The 20,567-nt window shown below is 73.0% G+C and carries 22 protein-coding genes and 1 pseudogene; 1 reads left to right on the forward strand and 22 read right to left on the reverse strand.

From position 1 onward, the window contains the following. The 22 genes and pseudogenes from ACZ4WQ_RS43120 to ACZ4WQ_RS43225 all read right to left on the reverse strand — a co-directional run. A partial coding sequence (locus ACZ4WQ_RS43120) for a biotin carboxylase N-terminal domain-containing protein (protein WP_468022838.1) occupies positions 1 to 431 on the reverse strand: 431 nt, incomplete at its 3' end. Between the two features lie 50 nt (positions 432 to 481). Further along, positions 482 to 1,411 (reverse strand): alpha/beta hydrolase, encoded by a 930-nt coding sequence (locus ACZ4WQ_RS43125; RefSeq protein WP_361194111.1) that lies wholly within the window; start codon positions 1,409 to 1,411, stop codon positions 482 to 484. Between the two features lie 119 nt (positions 1,412 to 1,530). Next, positions 1,531 to 2,265 carry a 2-hydroxychromene-2-carboxylate isomerase gene (locus ACZ4WQ_RS43130; protein WP_361194108.1) on the reverse strand — a complete coding sequence of 245 codons (735 nt, stop codon included), beginning with the start codon at positions 2,263 to 2,265 and terminating at the stop codon, positions 1,531 to 1,533. Positions 2,266 to 2,291: 26 nt separating this feature from the next. Next, on the reverse strand, positions 2,292 to 3,026 hold the full coding sequence (fabG, locus tag ACZ4WQ_RS43135; protein ID WP_468022839.1) for a 3-oxoacyl-[acyl-carrier-protein] reductase: 735 nt from the start codon (positions 3,024 to 3,026) through the stop codon (positions 2,292 to 2,294). A 31-nt stretch (positions 3,027 to 3,057) separates the two neighbouring features. Further along, the gene (locus ACZ4WQ_RS43140) at positions 3,058 to 4,059 is read right to left on the reverse strand and encodes a 3-hydroxyacyl-ACP dehydratase FabZ family protein (protein WP_352134311.1); all 1,002 of its coding nucleotides are present in this window, start codon (positions 4,057 to 4,059) and stop codon (positions 3,058 to 3,060) included. A gap of 1 nt (position 4,060) precedes the next feature. Beyond that, complete coding sequence (locus ACZ4WQ_RS43145; protein ID WP_311727235.1) at positions 4,061 to 4,315, reverse strand: acyl carrier protein; 255 nt, start codon at positions 4,313 to 4,315, stop codon at positions 4,061 to 4,063. Positions 4,316 to 4,351: 36 nt separating this feature from the next. After that, complete coding sequence (locus ACZ4WQ_RS43150; RefSeq protein ID WP_468022840.1) at positions 4,352 to 5,311, reverse strand: ACP S-malonyltransferase; 960 nt, start codon at positions 5,309 to 5,311, stop codon at positions 4,352 to 4,354. Positions 5,312 to 5,345: 34 nt separating this feature from the next. Continuing rightward, the gene (locus tag ACZ4WQ_RS43155) at positions 5,346 to 6,470 is read right to left on the reverse strand and encodes a beta-ketoacyl synthase N-terminal-like domain-containing protein (protein ID WP_468022841.1); all 1,125 of its coding nucleotides are present in this window, start codon (positions 6,468 to 6,470) and stop codon (positions 5,346 to 5,348) included. A 131-nt stretch (positions 6,471 to 6,601) separates the two neighbouring features. After that, positions 6,602 to 7,003 (reverse strand): hypothetical protein, encoded by a 402-nt coding sequence (locus tag ACZ4WQ_RS43160; RefSeq protein WP_352134308.1) that lies wholly within the window; start codon positions 7,001 to 7,003, stop codon positions 6,602 to 6,604. A 2-nt stretch (positions 7,004 to 7,005) separates the two neighbouring features. Next, positions 7,006 to 7,413: a hypothetical protein gene (locus ACZ4WQ_RS43165; protein WP_352134307.1), complete on the reverse strand. Its 408-nt coding sequence runs from the start codon at positions 7,411 to 7,413 to the stop codon at positions 7,006 to 7,008. Then, positions 7,413 to 7,739, reverse strand: coding sequence for a hypothetical protein (locus ACZ4WQ_RS43170; protein ID WP_352134306.1), 327 nt, complete (start codon positions 7,737 to 7,739; stop codon positions 7,413 to 7,415). Before ACZ4WQ_RS43170 ends, ACZ4WQ_RS43165 begins: the two co-directional genes overlap by 1 nt. Beyond that, positions 7,732 to 8,700, reverse strand: coding sequence for an alpha/beta hydrolase (locus ACZ4WQ_RS43175; protein ID WP_468022842.1), 969 nt, complete (start codon positions 8,698 to 8,700; stop codon positions 7,732 to 7,734). The genes ACZ4WQ_RS43170 and ACZ4WQ_RS43175 overlap by 8 nt, the downstream gene beginning before the upstream one ends. Before the next feature lie 36 nt (positions 8,701 to 8,736). Further along, on the reverse strand, positions 8,737 to 9,528 hold the full coding sequence (locus tag ACZ4WQ_RS43180; protein WP_311727243.1) for an SDR family oxidoreductase: 792 nt from the start codon (positions 9,526 to 9,528) through the stop codon (positions 8,737 to 8,739). Between the two features lie 7 nt (positions 9,529 to 9,535). Next, complete coding sequence (locus tag ACZ4WQ_RS43185) at positions 9,536 to 10,573, reverse strand: beta-ketoacyl synthase N-terminal-like domain-containing protein (RefSeq protein ID WP_468022843.1); 1,038 nt, start codon at positions 10,571 to 10,573, stop codon at positions 9,536 to 9,538. Next, positions 10,570 to 11,793 (reverse strand): beta-ketoacyl-[acyl-carrier-protein] synthase family protein, encoded by a 1,224-nt coding sequence (locus tag ACZ4WQ_RS43190; RefSeq protein ID WP_385340414.1) that lies wholly within the window; start codon positions 11,791 to 11,793, stop codon positions 10,570 to 10,572. The genes ACZ4WQ_RS43185 and ACZ4WQ_RS43190 overlap by 4 nt, the downstream gene beginning before the upstream one ends. Then, the gene (locus tag ACZ4WQ_RS43195) at positions 11,793 to 12,803 is read right to left on the reverse strand and encodes a hypothetical protein (RefSeq protein WP_468022886.1); all 1,011 of its coding nucleotides are present in this window, start codon (positions 12,801 to 12,803) and stop codon (positions 11,793 to 11,795) included. Before ACZ4WQ_RS43195 ends, ACZ4WQ_RS43190 begins: the two co-directional genes overlap by 1 nt. A 183-nt stretch (positions 12,804 to 12,986) precedes the next feature. Continuing rightward, positions 12,987 to 13,652: pseudogene (locus ACZ4WQ_RS43200) on the reverse strand (alpha/beta fold hydrolase); the annotation flags it as partial. A gap of 41 nt (positions 13,653 to 13,693) precedes the next feature. Further along, positions 13,694 to 14,824 (reverse strand): beta-ketoacyl synthase N-terminal-like domain-containing protein, encoded by a 1,131-nt coding sequence (locus ACZ4WQ_RS43205; protein ID WP_468022844.1) that lies wholly within the window; start codon positions 14,822 to 14,824, stop codon positions 13,694 to 13,696. After that, positions 14,821 to 16,044 carry a beta-ketoacyl synthase N-terminal-like domain-containing protein gene (locus tag ACZ4WQ_RS43210; RefSeq protein ID WP_468022845.1) on the reverse strand — a complete coding sequence of 408 codons (1,224 nt, stop codon included), beginning with the start codon at positions 16,042 to 16,044 and terminating at the stop codon, positions 14,821 to 14,823. Before ACZ4WQ_RS43210 ends, ACZ4WQ_RS43205 begins: the two co-directional genes overlap by 4 nt. Further along, entirely contained in the window at positions 16,041 to 17,276 is a 1,236-nt protein-coding gene (locus ACZ4WQ_RS43215) for a beta-ketoacyl-[acyl-carrier-protein] synthase family protein (RefSeq protein WP_352134299.1), read from the reverse strand. Before ACZ4WQ_RS43215 ends, ACZ4WQ_RS43210 begins: the two co-directional genes overlap by 4 nt. A gap of 37 nt (positions 17,277 to 17,313) precedes the next feature. After that, entirely contained in the window at positions 17,314 to 17,565 is a 252-nt protein-coding gene (locus tag ACZ4WQ_RS43220; protein ID WP_311727250.1) for an acyl carrier protein, read from the reverse strand. A 343-nt stretch (positions 17,566 to 17,908) separates the two neighbouring features. Then, on the reverse strand, positions 17,909 to 18,568 hold the full coding sequence (locus ACZ4WQ_RS43225; RefSeq protein ID WP_361188012.1) for a helix-turn-helix transcriptional regulator: 660 nt from the start codon (positions 18,566 to 18,568) through the stop codon (positions 17,909 to 17,911). Between the two features lie 452 nt (positions 18,569 to 19,020). Here ACZ4WQ_RS43225 and ACZ4WQ_RS43230 point away from each other — a divergent pair, with 452 nt between their 5' ends. Next, positions 19,021 to 20,565, forward strand: coding sequence for an MFS transporter (locus ACZ4WQ_RS43230; protein ID WP_361188010.1), 1,545 nt, complete (start codon positions 19,021 to 19,023; stop codon positions 20,563 to 20,565). Positions 20,566 to 20,567 lie beyond the last annotated feature (2 nt).

A 20,567-nucleotide genomic window follows, 5' to 3' on the forward strand; every position in this document is an offset into this window, starting at 1 on the left:
AGGACTTCGTCGGCGCCGGAGACGGGGTCGGGGGTGCCGGCGACCAGGGGGGCTCCGGCGCGCTGGGCGATGTGGCGGGCGGCGACCTTGTCGCCGAGGTCGCGGATCGCGGCGGGCGGGGGGCCGATCCAGGTCAGGCCGGCGTCGAGGACGGCCTGGGCGAACTCGGCGTTCTCGGAGAGGAAGCCGTAGCCGGGGTGGATGGCGTCCGCGCCGGACTCGGCGGCGGCGGCCAGGACCTTGGCCTGGTCGAGATAGCTGGCGGCGGGGGTGTCACCGCCCAGCGCGTACGCTTCGTCGGCCGCGCGCACATGTACCGCGTCCCGGTCCGGATCGGCGTAGACCGCAACACTCGCGATCCCCGCGTCCCGACAGGCACGGGCAACCCGGACCGCGATTTCGCCACGATTGGCGATGAGCACCTTCTGCATGCTCTCTCATCCCTCTGTCAGAAGAACCGTCCGTCAGGGACGGTCGGTGGCTACCCCAGGGCCCGCTTGAGGAAATCCAGTACGACCTTCGCGTATGCCTCGGGATTGGTCTCCAGCCCGAGCAGATGCTCGGCCTTGGGCAGGACATGCGTCTCGGCCTGGGCATAACGCTCGGCGAGCGCGTCCACCGAGGAGGGCGGCACGATGGCGTCCCGCTCTCCCGACATGAACAGCAGCGGTATCTCGGCGAACTTCCCCGTCGCGGGCGGCGGCCACTGCGCCCGCACCAGGGCGGGGGCCAGCGAGCACAGCACCCCCGTCACCACCGACAGGGACGGCTCCCCGCTCAGCAGCCGCGGCACGGGCAGCATCCCGGCCTCCAGGTACTTGCGCAGCAGCGGCGGTACGTCATGGCCGGGGCCGCTGTCGCACACCAGCGCGTCCACGGAGAAGCCCTCGTGCGTCAGCGCCCACATGGACGAGAAGCAGGAGAAGGAGAAGCCGTAGACGGCTATTCGGGCCCGGCCGTAGCCCTGGCCGCCGCGCAGATGGGAGACGACGGCCGTGACATCGCTGGCGAACCGGTCGCCGAGGCCGAGCAGCGCCCGGTCGACGCTGCTGGCCCCGTGGTTGCGGTGGTCGAACAGACAGACGGTGTAGCCCGCGTCGTGCAGGAACTTGGCGTGCCCGAGGCTGCGCGTCTTGCTCATCCCCATGCTGTGCCCGAGGACCACGACCTTCTGCCCGGACCCGGGGCACAGCCAGGCGTGGACGTACTTCCGGCCGGTGAAGGGGATCTTCAGCTCCGTGACGGGCAGGCCATAGTCGCTCGGATGCCCGTGCTGTGCCCGGCGGCGCGGGTGGAAGGCCCGATAGGCGAGCGAGGCCCCGTACAGCGGGGCCAGCGGCAGCGCCGCGGCCGACACGACGCGGGACTTCAGCGCGGGATTCCGTACCGGCGTCTGCCGTGGCTCGGACATCAGCGTCCTCCGTGCGGGGATGGGGGGTCCGTCGGGAGTCAGAGCGGTCTCGTCTCGGTCGTCTCGGTCGGGTCGGGCGGGTCGAACAGGAGTGGAACAGGTCGGGCTGCGGCTCGGGGTCAGCCGCAGCCCCCGGCATGGCCCTGGTCGCCGGAGCGGGCCGCGGCAGGGGGCACCGCCCAGCGGTGGCCGGCGGAGTCCGCGCCGGGCTCGGGCGGGCGGGCGCGGACGGACTCGACGAAGGCGGGCAGCCGGTCCACCCCCCAGAACTTGTCGTAGCCGTGGAGGAAGAACGGCACGCCGAACGCCCCGTCCCGGCCCAGCGCGAGCAGCGCCGCGAGCCCCGGCCCCTCGCGCAGCTGCCGGTCCTCGGCCGCCCGCGCCAGCCGGTCGGCCGGCAGCCCCAGCTCCTCGGCGATGCCCGCGACCGTCGCCGGGTCGCAGATGTCGCGGCCCTCCTGCCAGCGGGCCCGGTAGACGAGCTCGATGTACCGGGGGCCGAGCCCGGCCTCCAGAGCCGGGAAGTACGCGAGGTGCGGCACCTCCCACACCGGGTCCTCGTCCAGCGGCCAGCTGACGTCGAGGCCGCGGGCGCGGGCGAGCCGCCGTACGTCCTGGAGGATGTAGAGGTGCTTCTCCCGGGACATCGGGGTGTACGGGAACGTCTCGCCGTGCTCGTTCATCAGGCGCTCGCCGTCCGCGTCCGGCTCCCACCAAGGGTGCCACTGCACCGCTTGTGCGACATCCGGATAGCGGTCCATCAGATCACGGTAGGCGATCCAGCTGTACGGACTGCGGAAATTGAAATAGAAGCGCGGCGCCTTGCTCTTGCGGCGTTCGCGGACCATCGCCATCCCCCCTCCCTCTCCTTCCGGACGGCTCAGATGACGATGCCGCCGTCGACCTCGAAGACCGCGCCCGTCACGTACTCCGCCCCGATCAGGTACGCCACCATGTCGGCGACCTCCTCCGGGCGGCCGAAGCGGCCGAGCGGGATGCTCCTGCGCGCCTCCTTCTGCGTACTTTCCGACAGCGAGGAGGTCATATCCGTATCGATGAAGCCCGGCGCCACCACATTGGCCCGGATGCCGTAGCGGCCGACCTCTTTGGCGAGCGACTTGGTGAATCCGATGATCCCCGCCTTGGACGCCGCGTAGTTGCTCTGGGTGGCGTTGCCGTGGACCCCGGCCACCGAGGAGATGTTGACGATGCAGCCGGACTTGCGCTTCATCATCTCGAAGACCACCGAGCGGCACACGTGGTACGTGCCGTCCAGGTTGACGCCGAGCACCGCCCGCCACTCCTCGTCCTTCATCAGCAGCAGCGGATTGTCCTGCGTGATGCCCGCCGAGGTCACCGCCACATCGATGGCGCCGAGCCGCTCCTGGGCGAAGGCCACCAGCTCGCGCACCGAGTCGGCGTCGGAGACGTCCGCCTGTTTGCCGATCACCCGCCCGCCGCCCAGCTCCTCGGCCTCCTTCTCCAGCGTGCGGGCCGCGTCCGGGCTGGACCGGTAGCAGAACGCGACGTCGAAGCCGTCCCGGGCCAGCCTCAGCACGGTGGCGCGGCCGATGCCGCGCGAGCCGCCGGAGACCAGCGCGACACGCTTGGTCATGGGCTCGGTCCCGTTCGTGTGGGGCATCCGGTCACTCACCTCCCTTGGGGGCCGCGTCCGTCAGGTCCGCGGCGGGGCGCATCGTCATCACCAGCCGGCCGACCGTCAGGGCGGTCTCGTCCCCGACCCGGCTCTCGCCCTCGAACATGAAGGTCTCGCCGACCTGGCGGGTCAGCCGTACGCGGTGCTCGACGAGATCGCCGGGGACGGCGGGGCGCAGCGGCGTGGCGTCGGTGATGCCGCCGAGCAGCATGACCTGTCCGCTGAGCACATCCGGATTGGGCCTGTCGTGGGCGACCAGCACCCCGGCGACATGGCACCAGGACTCGATCAGGGCCGTCCACGGGTAGTGGTAGTCCGCCTCGGCGGCGTCGGCGGCCTTGTCGGGGATTCCCTCGTACCAGGGCTCGTTGCAGGTCACCGCCTTCAGGCCGGTGGCGCGCTCGCCGGGCACCAGCTCGGTGACCCGGTCGATCAGCAGCATGGGGTAGCGGTGCGGCAGCACCCGCTTGATCTCACCGGCCGTGATCACCGTACGGTGCGGCGCCGGATCCCCGGCTAAGGAGGCGGCGCCGTCGGCCTGCGGGGCCTCCCGCTGCGCGCAGCGCCCGCCATCGCGGGCGTAGCGCAGCCGGACGAGCGCGACGGGCCCCCGCCCGGTGGCCACGGCCACCCGGCAGCGCCAGGCCCCGGCGTCCCGCGCCCCGGTGTCCCGGGACCCGGTGTCCCGTGCCCAGGTGATGTCGCAGCTCAGCCGGTCGCCGGGGAACACCGGGCTGGTGAACCGGGACGACTCGACGGCCAGCAGGGTCCAGCGCTCGCCCGGCTCAGGCAGCGTGGCCAGCGCGCCGCGGTGGGCGTACTCGACGACGCACACCCCGGGGAAGACGGGGAATCCGGGGAAGTGCCCGGCGAACACCCGCTCCGCCGGGTCGATGAGGACCGTGGTCCGGGCCGGGCGGCCGCCCGGGGCCCCGGGGTCGACGACCTCCACCGTGCCGTCGACCGGTCCGCATGTTCTTGTGGTCGGCACCTCACTTCTCCAGCTTCGAGGCGAGCAGGTCATAGACCTTCCGAAGACAGGTGATCTCCTTCATCTCCTGCTCCTTCAGCTTCACCGAGTACTTCTTCTCCAGGACGACCATGACCTCCAGGGCCATGAGCGAGTCGACGCCCAGCTCCTTCACGAAGTCGGCGTCGTCGGTGACGTCTTCCTCCTCCACATCGAGGACGTCGGCGACGAAGGCGCGCAGCTCCTCCAGGTCCAGGGCGGCGGCGGTGTCGGCCATGCGGGTTCTCCTCGCGCTTCTCAAGGGGGGTTGGGTTCAGCCGGGGTCGGGGGTGTGGGTCAGTTTGGCCAGGGCGGCGGACGAGTCGACCGCGACGGTCGCCGCGCCCTTGGCGATGCGGCGGATCATCCCGGTCAGCTGGCGGCCGGGGCCGAGCTCCACGAACCGGGTGCAGCCGAGCTCGCCGGCCAGGGTCCGTACGCTCTGCTCCCAGCGGACGGGGCTGGTGAGCTGGCGCAGCTCCAGGTCGCGCCATGTGTCGCCGCCGGTGTGCGGGCGGGCGTCCACGTTGGCCACGACGGGCATGTGCTCGGCGGCGAACTCCACGGCGGCCAGCGCCGCCTCGAGCTCGGCCGCCGCGGCCGCCATGCGCGGGCTGTGGAAGGCGCCGCCGACCGCGAGCGGGATCACCTTGCCACCGCTCTCGACGGCCGATTCGCCGAGCCGGGCCACTCCGTCGGCGGTGCCCGAGACGACGATGGCGCCGGGCGCGTTGGTGTTGGCGACCCACAGCTCCTCGCCCGCCTCCCGGACCGCCTCGGCCAGCCCCTCCACGGTCTCCGCGTCGAGCCGGACCACCGCGGCCATGGTGCCGGGCGAGCGTTCGGCGCACCCGCGCATGGCCCGGCCACGGGCGGCGACCAGGCGCGCGGTGTCGGCGAGCGGCAGCGCCCCCGCCGCGTACAGCGCGGTGTACTCGCCCAGGCTGTGCCCCGCGCACGCGACCACCTCGCCCAGTACGCCGGCGGCGGCCGCCTCGCGGTGGGCGAGGACCTCGGTGGTGAACACGGCGATCTGGGCCAGGTCGGTGCGGCGCAGCGTCTCGTCGTCGGCCTTCAGCAGCAGGTCCTCGACGTCGACCCCGGTGTGCTCGGAGATCCCGGCCACCAGCGACCAGGACCCGGTCTCCCGCCATGCCTCGCCCATGCCCTGCTTCTGGGCGCCCTGGCCCGGGAAGACCAGGGCGGTGCGCACCTCTGGCGCGTCGTCCGTCATCTCAACCAGCTCCTCGGGGTGGTCGCGCACGCGGTCACGTGGTCGCCTGCGGCCGGGTCCGCAGCAGGGCCGCGCCGACCACGCCGTCCCGGTCGACCGAGGTGATCAGGGCCAGGCTGCCGGGGGCGGTGTCCGGACGCTCGGCGAGCGCGAGCACGGCGGCGATCTGGAAGGCCGCCGAGGCGGCGTAGGTGTCGCCGATGGAGTCGGCGGCCGAGACGCGCAGCGGCTCATGGCCGCCGAGCACGTCCGCGAGGGCGGCGCGCTCCGCCTCCCCCTCCGCGCCCGGGGCCTGCGAGTCGGCGACGGCCCAGATCCGGCCGGGCTCCGCGCCCGTACGGTCGAGCAGCCGCCGCACCACGTCGGCGAGCACCGTGCGGGCCCGCCCGGTGCCGCCCCCGGGGTCCGCGGCGAAGCCGAACTCCAGCCCCGCGACCTCGACCAGACCGCCCCGGCCGTGCTCGCGCGCGGACCCCTCCGGCTCCAGCAGCCACACCGCCGCGCCCTCGCCGAGCACGGCGGCGGTGTCGCCGTCGGCGCGGGAGTGCCACTCCAGCCAGGCGCGGGCGGAGGAGAACTCCTCGACGGCCCCGCACAGCACGGTGGTGGCCCGCCCGGCGCGCTGGAGCCGCAGCGCGTACTGGAGGGTGAGCAGCCCGGTGGCGCGGCCGCCCGCGATGGTGGTGTTGGGGCCCTTGAGCCCGTGCCAGATGGCGGTCTGGCCGGCCGCGCAGTTCATGACGGTGTTGGGGAACCTGGCCGGGTCCACGAAGAAGGGCCGCTCGCCGACCAGGGAGTCACGGGTGAAGTCCATGATGGACTGGGCGCTTCCGGTGCTGGTGCCCAGCGCCACGCCGGTGTTCTCGCCCACGCCGGGCAGGCGCTCGTCGGTGAGCAGCCGGCCGATGGCGGTCACGGCCATTCCGGTGGTCCGGTCCATGGAGCGGGTGCCCTTGCGGCCCAGGATCTGCTTGATGTGGAAGTCGGGCACGAGGCAGGCCTCGTCGAAGGGCACGGACCACTCCTCGGGGTCCAGCGGCTTCCCGGCCCGGCGGCCGGAGCGCAGCCCGGTGGCGAAGTCCGCGCCGTGCAGGCCCAGCGGAGATACGGCGGCCCAGGCGGAGATGACCGGGCCGCCGGTGGCGGTGGCGAAGACCATGGATCCGTGTACTCCTTCGGTAGAGGCTGGGGAGGTGTGCGGGCGGCCGGCGGGCGCGCTCTCGTACGCGGGCGCTGTCTCCCGCGCGGGCGCGCGTCCGTACGCGGGCCCCGTCTCGTACGCGGGCCCGGTCACAGGAACCACACCTGTTCGTACGACGCCCAGCGGGCCGCGAGCCCGCCTCCCTCGACGACGCGCACGCCGGGCAGCAGCCGGTCGGCGGCGGTGCGGCCGAGCGCGGTGAGGTCGGGCTCCTCGACCAGCACGGCCACCCCGGCGGCCACGATGTCCCGCACGGTGGCGCGCGGGTCGGGGAGGGTGTCGAGGGTGCGGCCGCCGATGCGGACCGCCGGTTCGTAGTCGGTGTCGAGGGCGTAGCTGACGGCGAGGCCGCGCAGCGCCAGGTCGGTGCCGCCGCTCTGCCGGTGCAACTCGGTGATCAGGGACAGTACGTCGGCGAACTGCCGCTCGACCGCGCCCCGGTAGGCCCGTTCGATCATCACCAGCCAGCGCGCCGCTGTCGCCTCGGGCATGGTCAGTGCACCCCCAGGGAGAGACATGTGCCGGCCACGGCCACATGCTCGGCGTACTTGAACATGGGGCGCCTGCGCACCTGCGGGATCTGGTCGGAGGTGCCGCGCTCCTCGGCGCAGAAGGCGCAGACGTACCAGTGCAGCCGGTCCGGGTGGTCGGTCAGCAGCTCGCGCACGACGCGGAGGGCGGAGGGGTACTCCCGCTCCCAGTCGCCGTAGTTGCGCGGCTTGGTGTCGCCGAGGCCCGTCCAGGTGAGCCGGGTGGCGTCGCCGCAGGCCCAGATCTGGACCCGGGCGCCCTTGGCGAGCAGCGCGGTCGTCAGCCGCAGGGCGGAGCTGACCAGTTCGGTCTGGTGGGGCGCGCCGAGGAGCTGGAGCAGGACATCGGTGGGCGGCGGCTTCCAGGCCATCAGTGCCACACCGCCCGCAGGCCGGGTGCCAGCAGCCGGTCCGCCACCTCGTCCATGCCGGCGAGGCGGGATCCGGGCAGCAGGTCCTCGGCGGGGAGGGCGCGCTGGGCGGCCGAGAAGCCGTCCACCCACAGCTCGCCGCCGCCGCGCAGAAAGGCCGCGACGCCGTGCGAGGCGCCGGGCAGCGCGGCGGTCACCCCGTTCTCGACGAGGAACAGCACCACGTGGTGGCCGTCCTGGAGCAGCCGTACGGCGTCGCCGACGAACCGTTCGCAGGGGGCCCCGGACTCGGGCCCGCCGCTCTCGACGAGCAGATGGTCAGTCATGGTCACCCACCTCCGCGGCCTTCTCGGACGCGTCGAACGCCTCGGCCAGGAAGCCGAGGACCCGCTTCTCGTACTCCGCCGCGTCGAACCGCACCCCCCTCATGTGCGGGGCCCCGGCCGCCGTCCAGTACTCGGCGCCGGGGTAGTGGCGGGCGGTCCGCTCGACGGCCTCGGGGCGGACGAAGGTGTCCTCCGCGCTGCCGATGAACATCAGCCGGGTGTCGTACGCCGACAGGTCCGGCGGCCAGTCGGCGAGGCCGAGCATGCGCATCGCGAAGAACTCGAAGGCGCGCCCCTGGACGGCGAGCGTGAGCGGCCCGCGCAGCCAGCGCCGCATGGTCCGCCCGCGCAGCGCCGCGAAGTGGCGCAGCCCGGCCGGGACGTCGTACGCCGGGCCGCTGTCCGCGATGACGGCGGCCACCGGCACCCGGGAGCGGGGCACCACCTGGAGGGCGGGCCAGGTCGAGAAGGAGAAGCCGTACAGGGCGATGGCGCCGCCGCGCAGCCGGGGGTCGGCGGCGGTGGCGTAGAGCACGTCCCGCAGATCGCTGATGTAGCGCTCCGCCATGCGGCCGAGCGCCCGGTCGGCGCCGCTGTCCCCGTGGTTGCGCATGTCGTACGCGACGACGTGGTGGCCCGCCCGGTGGAGCAGTGCGATGTGGCCGAGCGTCATGGACTTGGTGCGGCCCATGCCGTGGCACACGACCACGGTGTGCGGCCCCGCGCCCGGCACCACCCACGCCCGCAGCGGGACGCCGTCGTAGGAGGCCACCACGGTCTTGTGGTGCGTGGGCAGCCCCTTGTCCGCCGGGGTGCGCGCGGGCCCGGCGGGGCGCGGGGGGTGGTAGAGCTGATACGCGTGCTTGGCCGCGGCGGCGAGGCCCAGCAGCGGCGCCACGGCGGCGCGCAGGGCGCCGCCCGGCCGCCGCGGCGGGGCGCCGCCGGTCTTCGCACTGGTCATCGTCGGTCCTCGGGCCACGGGATCACATCAGGCCGGTCAGGTCAGGATCTCGCCGCCGTCGACTCCGATCACATTGCCGGTGATCCAGGAGGAGTCGGTGCGGGAGAGCAGGGAGATGGCTTCGGCGACGTCCTCGGGCCGGGTCAGCCTGCGGTGCGGATTGAGCCCGCGGGCGTACTCGGCGAGCCGGCCGCTGTTCGGGATGCGCTCCATGGACGGGGTCGGCGTCACCCCGGCGCGGAGCGCGTTGACGGCGATGCCGGAGGGGGCGAGCTCCAGGGCGAGCTGGCGGACGTGGGACTCCAGGGCCGACTTGGCCGCGGACACGGCGCCGTAGCTGGGCATGACGCGCGCGCCGCCCGCGCTGGTCATCGCGTACACCTTCGCGCCCTCGCGCAGCAGGCCCGCGGTGAACAGGTCCTGCGTCCAGTAGACGAGGGAGTGGGCCATGACGTCGAGCGTCATGTTCATCTGGCGGGAGGTCACACCGGGCTCGCCCTCGGGTGCGACGAAGGGCAGCAGGGTGCCGAAGGCGAGGGAGTGCACCAGGATCCTGATCCCGGATCCGCCGGTCAGCTCGGCGAATCTGGGCAGCAGTTCTTCCCGGGTTCTGGCGGAGGCGGCGTTGGCGTTGAAGAAGTGCGCCTGGACGCCGTGGGCGCGCAACTCCTCCCCCGCGACGGCGGCCTTCTCCTGCCCCTCCGCGGTGTCGAAATGCACGCCCAGGATGTTGACGCCCTCGCGCGCCAGCTCCTGGGCCGTGGCCAGGCCCATACCGCTGGAGGCGCCCAGGATCAGGCACCAGGAACCCTCGAGTGATGTGATCATCAGCCGCTCACCCTCCGCCTTCTTCCGCTTGTGCTTCGGTACGCGTCGTTTCGGCTTGTGTCTCGGCTCGTGTTCGGGTTTGTGCTCCGGTGCTTGTTCCGGCCTGTGTTCCGGCCTGTGTTCCGGGGTCGCCCGGGGTGACCAGGCACACCGCGGCGTTCCCCTGCGCCGCCGCGGTGACGACCACCCGCGCCGGGCCCGTCCCGTCCGCCAGGGCGGCGGCGACCCGCGCCACCGGCTCCAGACAGCCGGCGCCCGCGGGCACGTACTCGGCCCGCTCCCCCAGCGCCGCCGCGACGGCCTCGCCGACCGGGGAGCCGTCGAGCACGGCCGTGACCGGAAGCGGGCCATCCGGCCCCAGGCCCCGGTGGCCGAGGGCCTGGAGCGCGCCGTCGATCAGCGCCCGGGCGCGCTCGGCGCCGCTCCCGGCGGCGGCCAGGGCCGGCGGCAGGAAGAACGAGCGGACCGCCACCCGGCCGTACGCCCGCCCGCCGCGCGCCGCGACGGCGGCCGCCGGCTCCAGCACCAGGGCGACCGCCCCGGCCTCGGAGGTCTCCGCCCCCGGCTCGCCCCCGGCCAGCACCTGCTCGGTGGCCCCGGCCAGCAGCCAGTGGGCCCGGCCGGCGGCCAGCGCGCGCCGGCCGCTCTCGATGGCTTCCAGACCGGCGACCCGGGGGCTGGCGAAGGTGAGGTTGAAGCCCTTCAGCTCGTGCTCGGTGGCCAGGCGGCTGCCGAAGAGGTTAATGGAGAAGTACGGGGCGGTGACCGGGCTCAGATCCTCGGCGCCGGTCTCCATGACCGTACGGTCCATCGCGTCGTGCAGCGCGGCGGCGGCGCTGTTGGTGCCGACCGCGGCGCCGCGGCGCTCGGCTTCCACACCGTCCAGGGCGTCCGGCCCGATCCCGGCCAGGGCCCGCTTGGCGGCGGCGAGGAAGTACTGGGAAGCGGTGGGCAGGTACTTGTAGCCGCGGGGGCCGAGCGCGGTCTTGAAGTCGAACCCCTCGGGGCGCACCGTGCCGACGCCCGACACCACCAGTTCGGTCATGCGCCCGCCTCCCGGAGCACGAGCGAGACGTTGTTGCCGCCGAAGGCATAGGCGTTGACCAGACCGTAGGGGGCGGTCATGGGGGTCGGCTCGGTGGGCAGCGGCACCTCGCACCCGGGGTCCTGCCTGCCCACGGGCACGTTCGGCGGAAGCGTCCTGTGGTGCAGCACCAGCACGGCGGCCAGCGCCGCGAACGCGCCCGCCGCGCCGCCGGTGTGGCCGAGGAGCGCCTTGACGCTGTAGAGCGGGGTCCGCGGGGCGGCCTCGCCGAGCACCCCGGCCAGCGCCCGGGCCTCCACGACGTCGTTGAGCTCGGTGCCGGTGCCGTGCGGGACGACGAAGCCGAGCCCGCCCGCCCCGGGCGCCGCCTCCAGGGCCGGGTCCGTCTCCCGCAGGGCCTCGCGCATGGCGCGCTCGATCTGTTCGCCGCCGGGCTCGGGGGCGGTCGCGTGGTGGGCGTCGCAGCTCCAGCCGGCGCCCGCCAGGCGCGCGTAGACCGTCTTCGCGCCCCGCTCGCGCGCATGCGCCGCCGACTCCAGGACCAGCACGGCGGCGCCCTCGCCGAAGATCGTGCCGCGCCGGTCGGCGGCGAACGGGCGGCAGCGCTCGGGGTCGATCGCGCCCAGCCGGTTGAAGCAGGCCAGCGCGACCCGGGAGTACGCCTCGGTGCCGCCCGCGACGACCACGTCCGCCTCGCCGGAGCGGATCAGGTCGGCGGCGACGGACAGCGCGTAGCCGCTGGCGGCGCAGGCGTTGGTGAGGCTGGTGTTGGGGCCCTGGGCGCCGAGCCATCCGCCGACGGCCGAGGCCACCGGGAACGCGGGCGCCCAGCCGTCGTGGTTCGCGGGCTCGCCGGCCCGCCGCCGCTCGTGCAGATCGGAGTCGCCCATGCCGCTGCTGATCGAGACGGCCACCCGGCGCGGGTCCACCCCGGCCAGGCCGGTGAGCCCCGCGCTGTCGACGGCCTCGCGGGCCGCCGCGATGGCGAATTGGGATCCGCGCCCCAGCGGCAGCCCGTCCTGCTCCTCGGGCCCCGTCGGCAGATCGGCCTCGGGCACCAGATACATGTGCGGGTGGTCCATGTGCGCCAGCGGGTCGGGCACCTTCGTCGGCGCGCTGCGCGCGGTGTGCATGCCCCGCCACAGGGCCTCGGTGCCCGAGCCCAGACAGCTCAGCGCGCCCAGCCCGGTGACCAGTACGTCGGTCGCGCCGCCGGACATCAGCTGCCGCTTCCGGGTTGGCCGGCGAGCGCGCCGAGCACCCGCTGGTCGAAGGGGACCAGATGCCAGTCGCGGCGGTTCTCGATCACCGCGTAGCCGTGCACGATCCGGCCGGTCGCGGTGAGCGTGAGCCTGCCGTCGCGGACGACGTAACAGTCCATGCGGGAGGTGTAGGTGAAGTCCTTGAAGATCTCCTCCACGGTGTAGACCGTGTAGAGGTCCTCCTCCATCAGCGCCTCGTCGACGATCCGGATGGCGGAGCGCGGCACGACCGGGATCCATTTGCGGTCGTCCAGCAGGGTCTTGATGGAGATGCCACGGTCCAGCACGAAGCGGTCCTTGGCCTCTTCCATGAGCCGCAGATAGCCGGACATCTGGAGCCGCTCGGTGAAGTGGCAGTAGGGGTAGGTGATGTTCCACTTCCAGGCGTAGGCGTTGCGGCCCTCGGTGAGGGCGCCCAGCACCGCCGCCTCGTCGCCGCCCGCCGCGAGCACCGCGTCCGCCGTCACGCAGGCCCCGGCCTCCTCCGCCGCCCCCTCGTGGGTGCCGAGCCGCGCGACGGTGAAGCGGGCCAGCTCGGCGGGGGCCTCGGTGGGCAGGTCCAGATAGCTGTCCGTGCGCAGCGAGACCCGCACCTTGGAGGTGACGGCCTTCAGGGTGGAGCCGTCCCGGTCGACGCGGACGGTCACCCGGAAGCCGAGGGTGCCGTCCTCGGCCGAGGTGTCCGGCACCACCTCGGCCTCGGCCTCGTCGTCCATGTGGAACGCGTGCAGGATGCGGGTGTCCAGGCCGACGACGTCCAGGCCGAGGCCGTACTCCTCGTACAGCTGCCGGGCCGGCACCCCGCTCTGCGCGAAGTGGATCAGCACGGCCTCTTCCACCAGGTAATTGACGTGCTTGAACCCGATCCAGGTGCAGATATTGGAGCCCTCGTAGCGGGGTCGCAGCCGCACGGTGGTGGTGTCGGCGAGCAGGGCCTTGGTCAATGTCGGCTCTACCGCAGCTGTCATCAGGTGTACTCCATCGGGGGAAACATCAAGGGGGAAACCGTCAGCGAAACGGTCAACGAAACGGGGTCCGCCCGGCCGGGGGCGCCGGACGGTGATCGTGCGAAGGAAGCCGTTGACCGCTTCCGAGAACTCGGCCACGCGCTCGACCATCGGGAAGTGGCCGACGCCGGTGACGACGCGCACGTCGGCATGGGGCAGCGACCGGCCGAGCGCCTCGGCCTCGGCGGCCGGGGCGGCCCCGTCCCGCTCCCCGCCGACGATCAGGAACGGGGTGCGCAGGCGCTCCACGGGCAGCCGCGGGGTCTCCAGATACATCCCGAAGAAGCGCATCCAGCCGTACGGGCCGACGTGTTCGCGGACCTTGAGCGCCATCTGGTGCCGTACGTCGGCGGCCAGCCGGTGCCCGGCGCTGACCGTCAGGCCCTCTTCGATGATCCGGTCGAAGCTGTTGACGTAGTGCGACAGCGTGGCCCAGTCGAAGTCGTGCCGGCTCGGCCGGTAGAACGGGGAGACGAGGACGGCTCCGGCGGGGCGGGGCGCGCTGCGCGGTCCGGGCCCGGCGAGCCAGGCGAGCAGCGCGTTGGCCCCGAAGGAGTGACCGGCGATCACATCGGGGCCGCCGGGCACCCCGGCCACGGCGCGGTCCACCCAGTCCGTGACGGGGCGGTCCGGCCACCCGGGGCGCGAGAAGCCGCTCCAGGGCAGATCGGCCGCCCACACCTCCCAGGCCGGGTCGGCCAGTTCGGCGAAGCCTTCCCACACGGAGGCACCGCCGGCCAGCCCGTGCAACAGCAGCAGCCGGGCCGGGGCGGGGTCTTCGGTGGCGGCCGGGCGGATCAGCCGCACCATGCGGCTCGGTTCGGCGCCTTGAACCGGCGCGTCCGCGGTGTTCACGCGGCGGCTCCGCCGGGCTGCCGGGGGTCGGCGGAGGGCCGCCCGGGAGGGCCGAGCAGCAGCGCGGCCACGGCGTCCGCGGCGTCGTCGCCGCTGGTGACCAGCGCTTCGGCCCCCGCCCCAGCCCCAGCCCCGGCCCCGGTCCCGGCCTCGCCCAGCCAGCCGACCGCGGCGGCGCACTGGAGCACGCCGAGCGCGCCGGAAGCGCGGCCGAAGGCGGCGGTGAGGTCATGGCGGGGTACGGTTTCAGGGAGGGGGGTGGGGACGCCCCGGCACCCGGCTTCCGCGTCGCGGGGCGTGCCGTAGCCCTCGGGGGTGAACCAGACGCCCGGGGTACGGTCCCCCGGCACCAACGCCTCTACACACGCGGCGAGTTCGGCCCGGCGTTCGTAGCGGCCCAGGACGGCCGCGGGCGCGGCGCCGCGGTCGCGGGCCCAGGCGGCGCCCTCGACGACGAGCGCGGCCGCGCCGTCCAGCAGCGGCTCCTCGGCGGAGCTGTCCGCCAGGCCGTCCGCCAGGCCGTCGGACGAGCCGTGCAGCAGCCCCTCCACCACGGGGTTGCGCGTCTCGACCCCGATCACCAGCGCGCGGCGCACCCGCCCGGCGGTCACCAGCGTCGCGGCCCAGTGGACGGCGTCCAGCCCGGAGGTGGCGCCGTTGCACAGCATCAGGTTGGGGCCGCGCAGCCCGAAGTGGATCGCCGCCCAGGAGGCGATCACATTGCTGGAGGCGTTCGGCAGGCCCATGGGGCTGAGGCCGGCCACCGACTCCTTGGCGATGGCGGCGGCGGTGAGGCACGCCGTGTCCAGGTTGCCCAGGTTGGAGCTGGCGACCACGCCCACCGTCACGCCCGGCACGGTCAGCTCCCTGCCGTCGCCGCCGTCGCCGCGGATCAGGTCGGCGTCGCGCAGCGCGCCGAGCGCGGCGCACAGCGCCAGTTGGGTCGCGCGGTCCTTGTAGCGGTGGCCTCGGCGGCCGATGCGGGCGCCCGTGTCGTACGGCTCGAGCGGCGCGCGGGGCGTGTCGGCGGGGCGCAGCAGCTCCCGGGGCGTGTCGGCGCCGGGCAGGGCCAGCCCTACACCCGTGACGACGACCTCCTGGGAAGTCCGCTGCGTCCGGGGGGTCATCTGCCCGTCCTCCCGCCCGCGCCGGCCGGAGATGCGGGAGATGGTTCCGCCCGCTCCACGATCGCCACCGCGTTGACGCCCCCGAACCCGAAGGCGTCGATCTGCGCGACGTTCAGCTCGGCGCCCTCCACCCGCTCCCGTACGAAGCGGAAGTCCGCCGCCTCGGCCACGGGGTCGGTCAGCCCCAGGGTCGGCGGCACCTGGCCGGTGGACAGCGACTTGAGCGCGACGATCAGGCTCAGCAGCCCCGAACTCCCGGAGGTATGGCCGGTCATGGACTTGATGGCGGTCATCAGGGGCGCCCCGACGTCATGGCCGAAGACCTCGGCGATGGCCGTCGCCTCGGCCTCGTCGTTGAGCAGGGTGCCGGTGCCGTGCAGCAGGACCAGGTCGATCTCGCCGGGCTTGACCCCGGCCCGCCACTGCGCCTCGGTCACGGCCTCGGCGATCCCCCTGGGGTCGGGGGCGGTGACATGGCGGGCGTCGCAGTTCATGCTGACGGCCCGCAGCACCCCCAGCGGCGCGCCGGCGGCCCCTCCCCGCGGCACACCCTCCCGCTGCGGCTCTCCCCGCTGCGGCTCCTCCCGCCGCAGCACCACCGCCGCCGCGCCGTCGCCCATCAGCACCCCGCGCCGCGCGCGGTCGAAGGGCTGGACGCGCTCGGGCGGTTCGGCGTGCACCCGGTCCAGGAGGCCGAACATGGACTCGGTGAGGGTGTCGACCCCGGCCACCACGACGGTGTCCTCCGCGCCGGTGGCCAGCAGGTCGGCGGCCAGGGCGAGCGCGTACAGGGAGGCCGAGCAGGCGCCCGAGAAGGTGTAGCTGCGCTCCGCGCCGAAGCGCTCGCGCAGCGCGGGGCCGAAGTGCAGCCGGTCGGGGTCGAGGGGGGTGCCCTCGCACCACGCCAGCTCGGCCGAGCGCAGCTCCCGCAGTCCGGTGCCGACCAGGACCGGAACCCCGCTCAGGTCGTCGCCGAGGCCGGCCTGGGCGGCGGCCTCGGCGACGGCGCGCAGCAGCCACGCGGTGGCGCGGCCGGGGATGTCGCCGCCCTCGGCGGGGCGGTCGTCGATCTCGTACGCGTGGCGCGCCCGGTACCGGTCCCGGTCGAAGCCGCGCAGTTCGCCACGTCCGCTGGTGCCCGCGCACAGCGCCCGGAAGACCTCGTCGACGCCCTCGCCCACGCTCGCCACGGCGCCCGCGCCGGTCACCAGCTGAGTCATGACCAGTCCGCGTCGCGCTTGCCGAAGATCACGACCGCGTTGTTGCCGCCGAAGGCCAGGCCGTTGTTCTGCACGATCTTCACGTCGGCGTCGATGGCCCGGTTCGGCACGACATCGAGCCCGCACTCGGGGTCGGTCTCGGTGTGGTTGATGGTCGGCGGGATGAAGCCCTCGGTGAGCGCGAGGGAGCAGGCGATGGCGGCCAGCGCGCTCGCGGCCCCCATGGTGTGGCCGACCATCGACTTGACGGACACGGTGCGGGGTGGATCATCTTCGCCGAAAACCTGACGGATGGCGCGCGCCTCGGTCACGTCGTTGGCCTTGGTGCCGGTGCCGTGCGCGGAGATGAAGTCGACTTCCTCCGGCTTGACTTCGGCATTGTCCAGGGCGATCCGCATACAGCGGGCCACGCTGTCCTGGTGGGGTGCGACGGGGTGGTGCGCATCGCAGTTGAGGCCGTATCCGAGGACTTCCGCGTAGATACGGGCGCCGCGGGCGAGCGCCGATTCCAGGCTCTCCATCAGCAATATGCCCGCGCCCTCGCCGGTGAGGATTCCCTTGCGGTCCTTGTCGAAAGGCTGGCAGCGCTCGGGGGCGATGGTGCCCAGCCGGTAGAAACCGGTGAACGTCTTGCGGCACAGGGCGTCGGCGCCGCCGCACAGGGCGAAGTCCACATCTCCGCCGCGTATGGCGTCGAAGCCGTACCCGATCGCGTAGTTGCCCGCCGCGCAGGCGGTGGGCAGGGTGACGGCCTCCACCCGGGTGAGCCCCAGCTCCTGGGCGACCGCGGCGGAGAGCCGGCCCGCCGGGACGCGCCGGGCGATGACGCCGTCCATCTGCTCGGGCCCCTGGTCGACCTCCACCTCCACCAGGTGGTCGAGGTCCCTGGACTCCCCGTCGGTGGTGCCGACCGAGATCAGCGTGGGGACGTCCCGCAGGTCGTCCTCGGTCAGCCCGGCGTCGGCCACCGCCATCCGCGCCGCCGACACAGAGAACTGGCTGGCCCGGCCGAGGGTCCGGACGTCGAGGTGCCGGATCCACTCGCCGGGGTCGAAGTCGGTGATCTCGCACGCCGTGGCGTGGTCGAACCCCTCGGTGTCGAAAGCGGTGATCGGCTTCGCGGCGCTCTTCCCTGACCGCAGTCCGGCGAGGAACTCGGCGGTGCCGACGCCGATGCCGGACACCGTGCCGAGACCCGTAATCACGACCCTGCGGGCCGGCTCACCCTGCATATCGCCCTGCCTTCGCTTGAGTCCGCCACGGGGTCCGTTACCAGCCGGCCGCTTCGGAGACGACCTCGTAGACGCCGTCGAGGTTCACCATGCGGCTGAGCTGCGCCTGCGGGATGACGACGTTGAACTCCTTTTCGAGGGCCGCCAGAATCTCGATGGCCCGCAGCGAATCCGCGTCGTGCTCTTCCTTGAAGAGGCTGGTCTCCGTGACCTCGTCCGGGTCTATCTCCAGGATATCCGTGACGATTTCCTTGATTGTTTCCTGGCGCTCTTCGACGATGGCGGCCATTACCGCGCACCTCCATTTTTGGGCATGGGCAAAGCAAGCGAGGAACGTGCCCATGACGCTAAGCGCCGGTTCAGACCGCGACAACCCCGGAGTCCACTAGCTGTCATGCGCCCGGTCTCAGGTGACCGATTGGTAACCCCGGCTGTCATATACCTGCCGCGCCCGGCGCGGTCACAGGTGTTGCGCCCGGTTAATCGGCAGCAAGCTGCCAGTCGCCGCCAGTTAAGGAGGCGGTTCTAGGGACACCACTAGAGGCGGCCGCAAACCACCGGACGTCATGAAACCCGCGAGATCGAGCCAGCGACCGAACCGCGGGTCCCCATGTCGGCCGCCAGTCGGGCCGTCAATCGGGGTATGACTCCATGAGCCCCGCGCGCGCGGCCCACACACCGGCCTGGAATCGGGATTCGACCCTCAGGTCCCGCATGATGTCGGCCACATAGCGCCGGTAAGTACGCACCGAAAGCCCCAGTTTCCGGGCCGCCGCGTCGTCCTTGTACCCCTCGGCCATCAGGATCAGGACCTCGCGCAGCACCCGTCCCCGCGCCCCGCCCTCGAAGGACAGTGGCCGCGAGGGGCGCTGCGCCGCGTCCCACATGCCGCACAGCAGCCGGTACAGCATGTCGGCCACGGTCGAGTTCTGGATCATCGAGGCCCGGGACCCGCCCGGCTCCCCCGGTGCGGCGTCGGGGGCGATGACCGCCGCGCCGTCCACCACCACCAGTTCCTGGCGCACCGCGCCGGACAGCCGCACGTCCACCCGGGGCCCCAGCTCCCCGATGGTCCGGTGCCAGCGGGCGCCCCTGATCACCGGCTGCGGGCAGAGCAGCCTGACCCTGACGCCCTTGTCCAGGAGCTGGGCGAGCGTCTGGGCGGTCAGGTTGGCGTGCTCGTCGGAGGCGATCTCGGGCAGCGCCCAGATCACGTCCTGTTCGGCCCGCAGCACCAGCCGGCCCACCCACCCGGCCACGGCCTCGCCGTCCACCGGCAGATCGGCCGTCACGGAGACGAGCGTTGCGCGCCGGTGGTGATGCACGGCGGACTCGAGCAGGCGCAACGCCTGCCCAAGAGTGTCTTCGAGGCTGTCGGCCCCCGTCTGCGGCTCCGCCCGAATCGCCCCCCTCACGCCCACTTCCCCCGCAATTCCTTCAATGGGCGTACCGTCGTCTGGTTGAATTCGAAATTGGCTCAAAGGACACCCCCCGGTTCCTTTTTCGGCACAGTAACGAGGGTCCACACCCCACCGCAAGGCATACCCCTGAGGGTATATAGGGCCAATCTTCGGCAGGAAAATGCCAGCGGTCAGGGTTCACTCAGGCCGAGATATGCCTTCCCGTGTGCTCAAGAGGCTGCGGCCCCGGCCCCCCATTGATAACTTCGCTTGAAGCCAGCACGAGTCCCTTGCCGTACGACGGCGGACCCATCTACCCCCGGGTCCCGAAAGGCGCCGCACACATGGCTGCACAGAACACCGCGACGACCGCCGCCGCGCCGGCCGACCCTTCCCGGTCGCCGACCGGCCGCCAATGGCTCGCTCTGTCGGTGCTCGTCCTGTCCCAACTGGCGGTGTGGCTGGACAACACCGTGCTCAACGTCGCGCTCACGACGTTGGCCGACCCGGACGACGGACTCGGCGCCAGCCCCAAACAGCTTCAGTGGAGCATCAGTTCCTACACGCTGATCTTCGCGGTGCTGCTGTTCACCGGCGGGGTGCTCGCCGACCGGTACGGCCACCGCAGGCTGCTGCTGACCGGCATGCTGATCTTCGGCGCCGCCTCCGTGTGGGCCGCCTACGCCCGCTCGGCCGAGGAACTCATCGTCGCCCGCGGCGTGATGGGCCTGGGCAGCGCGCTGATCATGCCCGCGACCCTGGCACTCATCGCCCAGGTCTTCGACGAGCGGCACCGCGCCATGGCCATCGCCATCTGGTCCGGCTCCAGCGGCATCGCCATCGCCACCGGCCCGATGATCAGCGGCGCGATCCTGGACCACTTCTGGTGGGGCGCGATCTTCCTGGTGAACGTGCCGATCGTGGTGCTGTGCGCGGTGGGCTCGTTCGTCTACCTCCCCGGTGCGGTCGCCAAGGTCCGCAAGAAGTTCGACCCGCTCGGCGTGCTGTTCTCCACCGCCGGCCTGTTCGCCGTCGTCTGGGGCGTGATCGAGGGCGGTCACCGCAACGACTGGACCGGCCCGGCCGTCCTCGGCTCGCTGGCCGGCGGGGCGCTCCTGGTCGTCGTCTTCGTCCTGGTCGAACTCCGCGTGTCGAGCCCCGGATTCGACGTCCGGTTGTTCCGCAACCTCCGGTTCACCGGCGCGAGCGTCGCGGTCATGCTGACCTTCTTCGGGGTGAACGGCTCGATGTACTACACGAGCTTCTATCTCCAGGGCGTCCACGGCCAGACCCCCCTGGAGTGCGGCCTCTCCATCGCCCCGGTCGCCCTCGGTGTGCTGTTCGGCGCCCCGCTGTCGGCCCGGCTGGTCCGCCTCCACGGCGCGCGGTCCGTGGTGACCTGCGCCATGCTGATCGCCACGGTGGGCTTCTTCGGCTATGTCTTCCTCGACGAGCACAGCGGCCTCGGGCTGTTCTGGGTCTTCCTCGTCCTCCAGGGCCTGGGCATGGGCGCCGCCGTCGCCCCCACCACCGAGGCCATCATGGCCGTCCTCCCCGCCGACCGGACCGGCGCGGGTTCCGCCGTCAACAACTCGATGCGGCAGATCGGCGGGGTGCTCGGGGTCGCGGTCCTCGGCTCCGTCCTGGCCGGGGTCTACCGGAACGAGATCACCCCGAAGCTGGACGGCCTGTCCCCGGCCGCGGCCGACGCCGCCGCGGAGTCGCCGGAGGCCACCCGGGTGCTCGCCGACCGGCTCTCCATGCCCAGGCTGTCCGACTTCGCGGACGAGGGCTTCGTCCACGCCATGCATGTCGCGGCCATCGTCGGCGCGGCGGCGGCCGTGGTGGGCGCCGCGATCATCTGGTGGACCTTCCGCCGGCCCGCCTAGCT

It is taken from the genome of Streptomyces sp. NPDC028305, assembly GCF_055569495.1.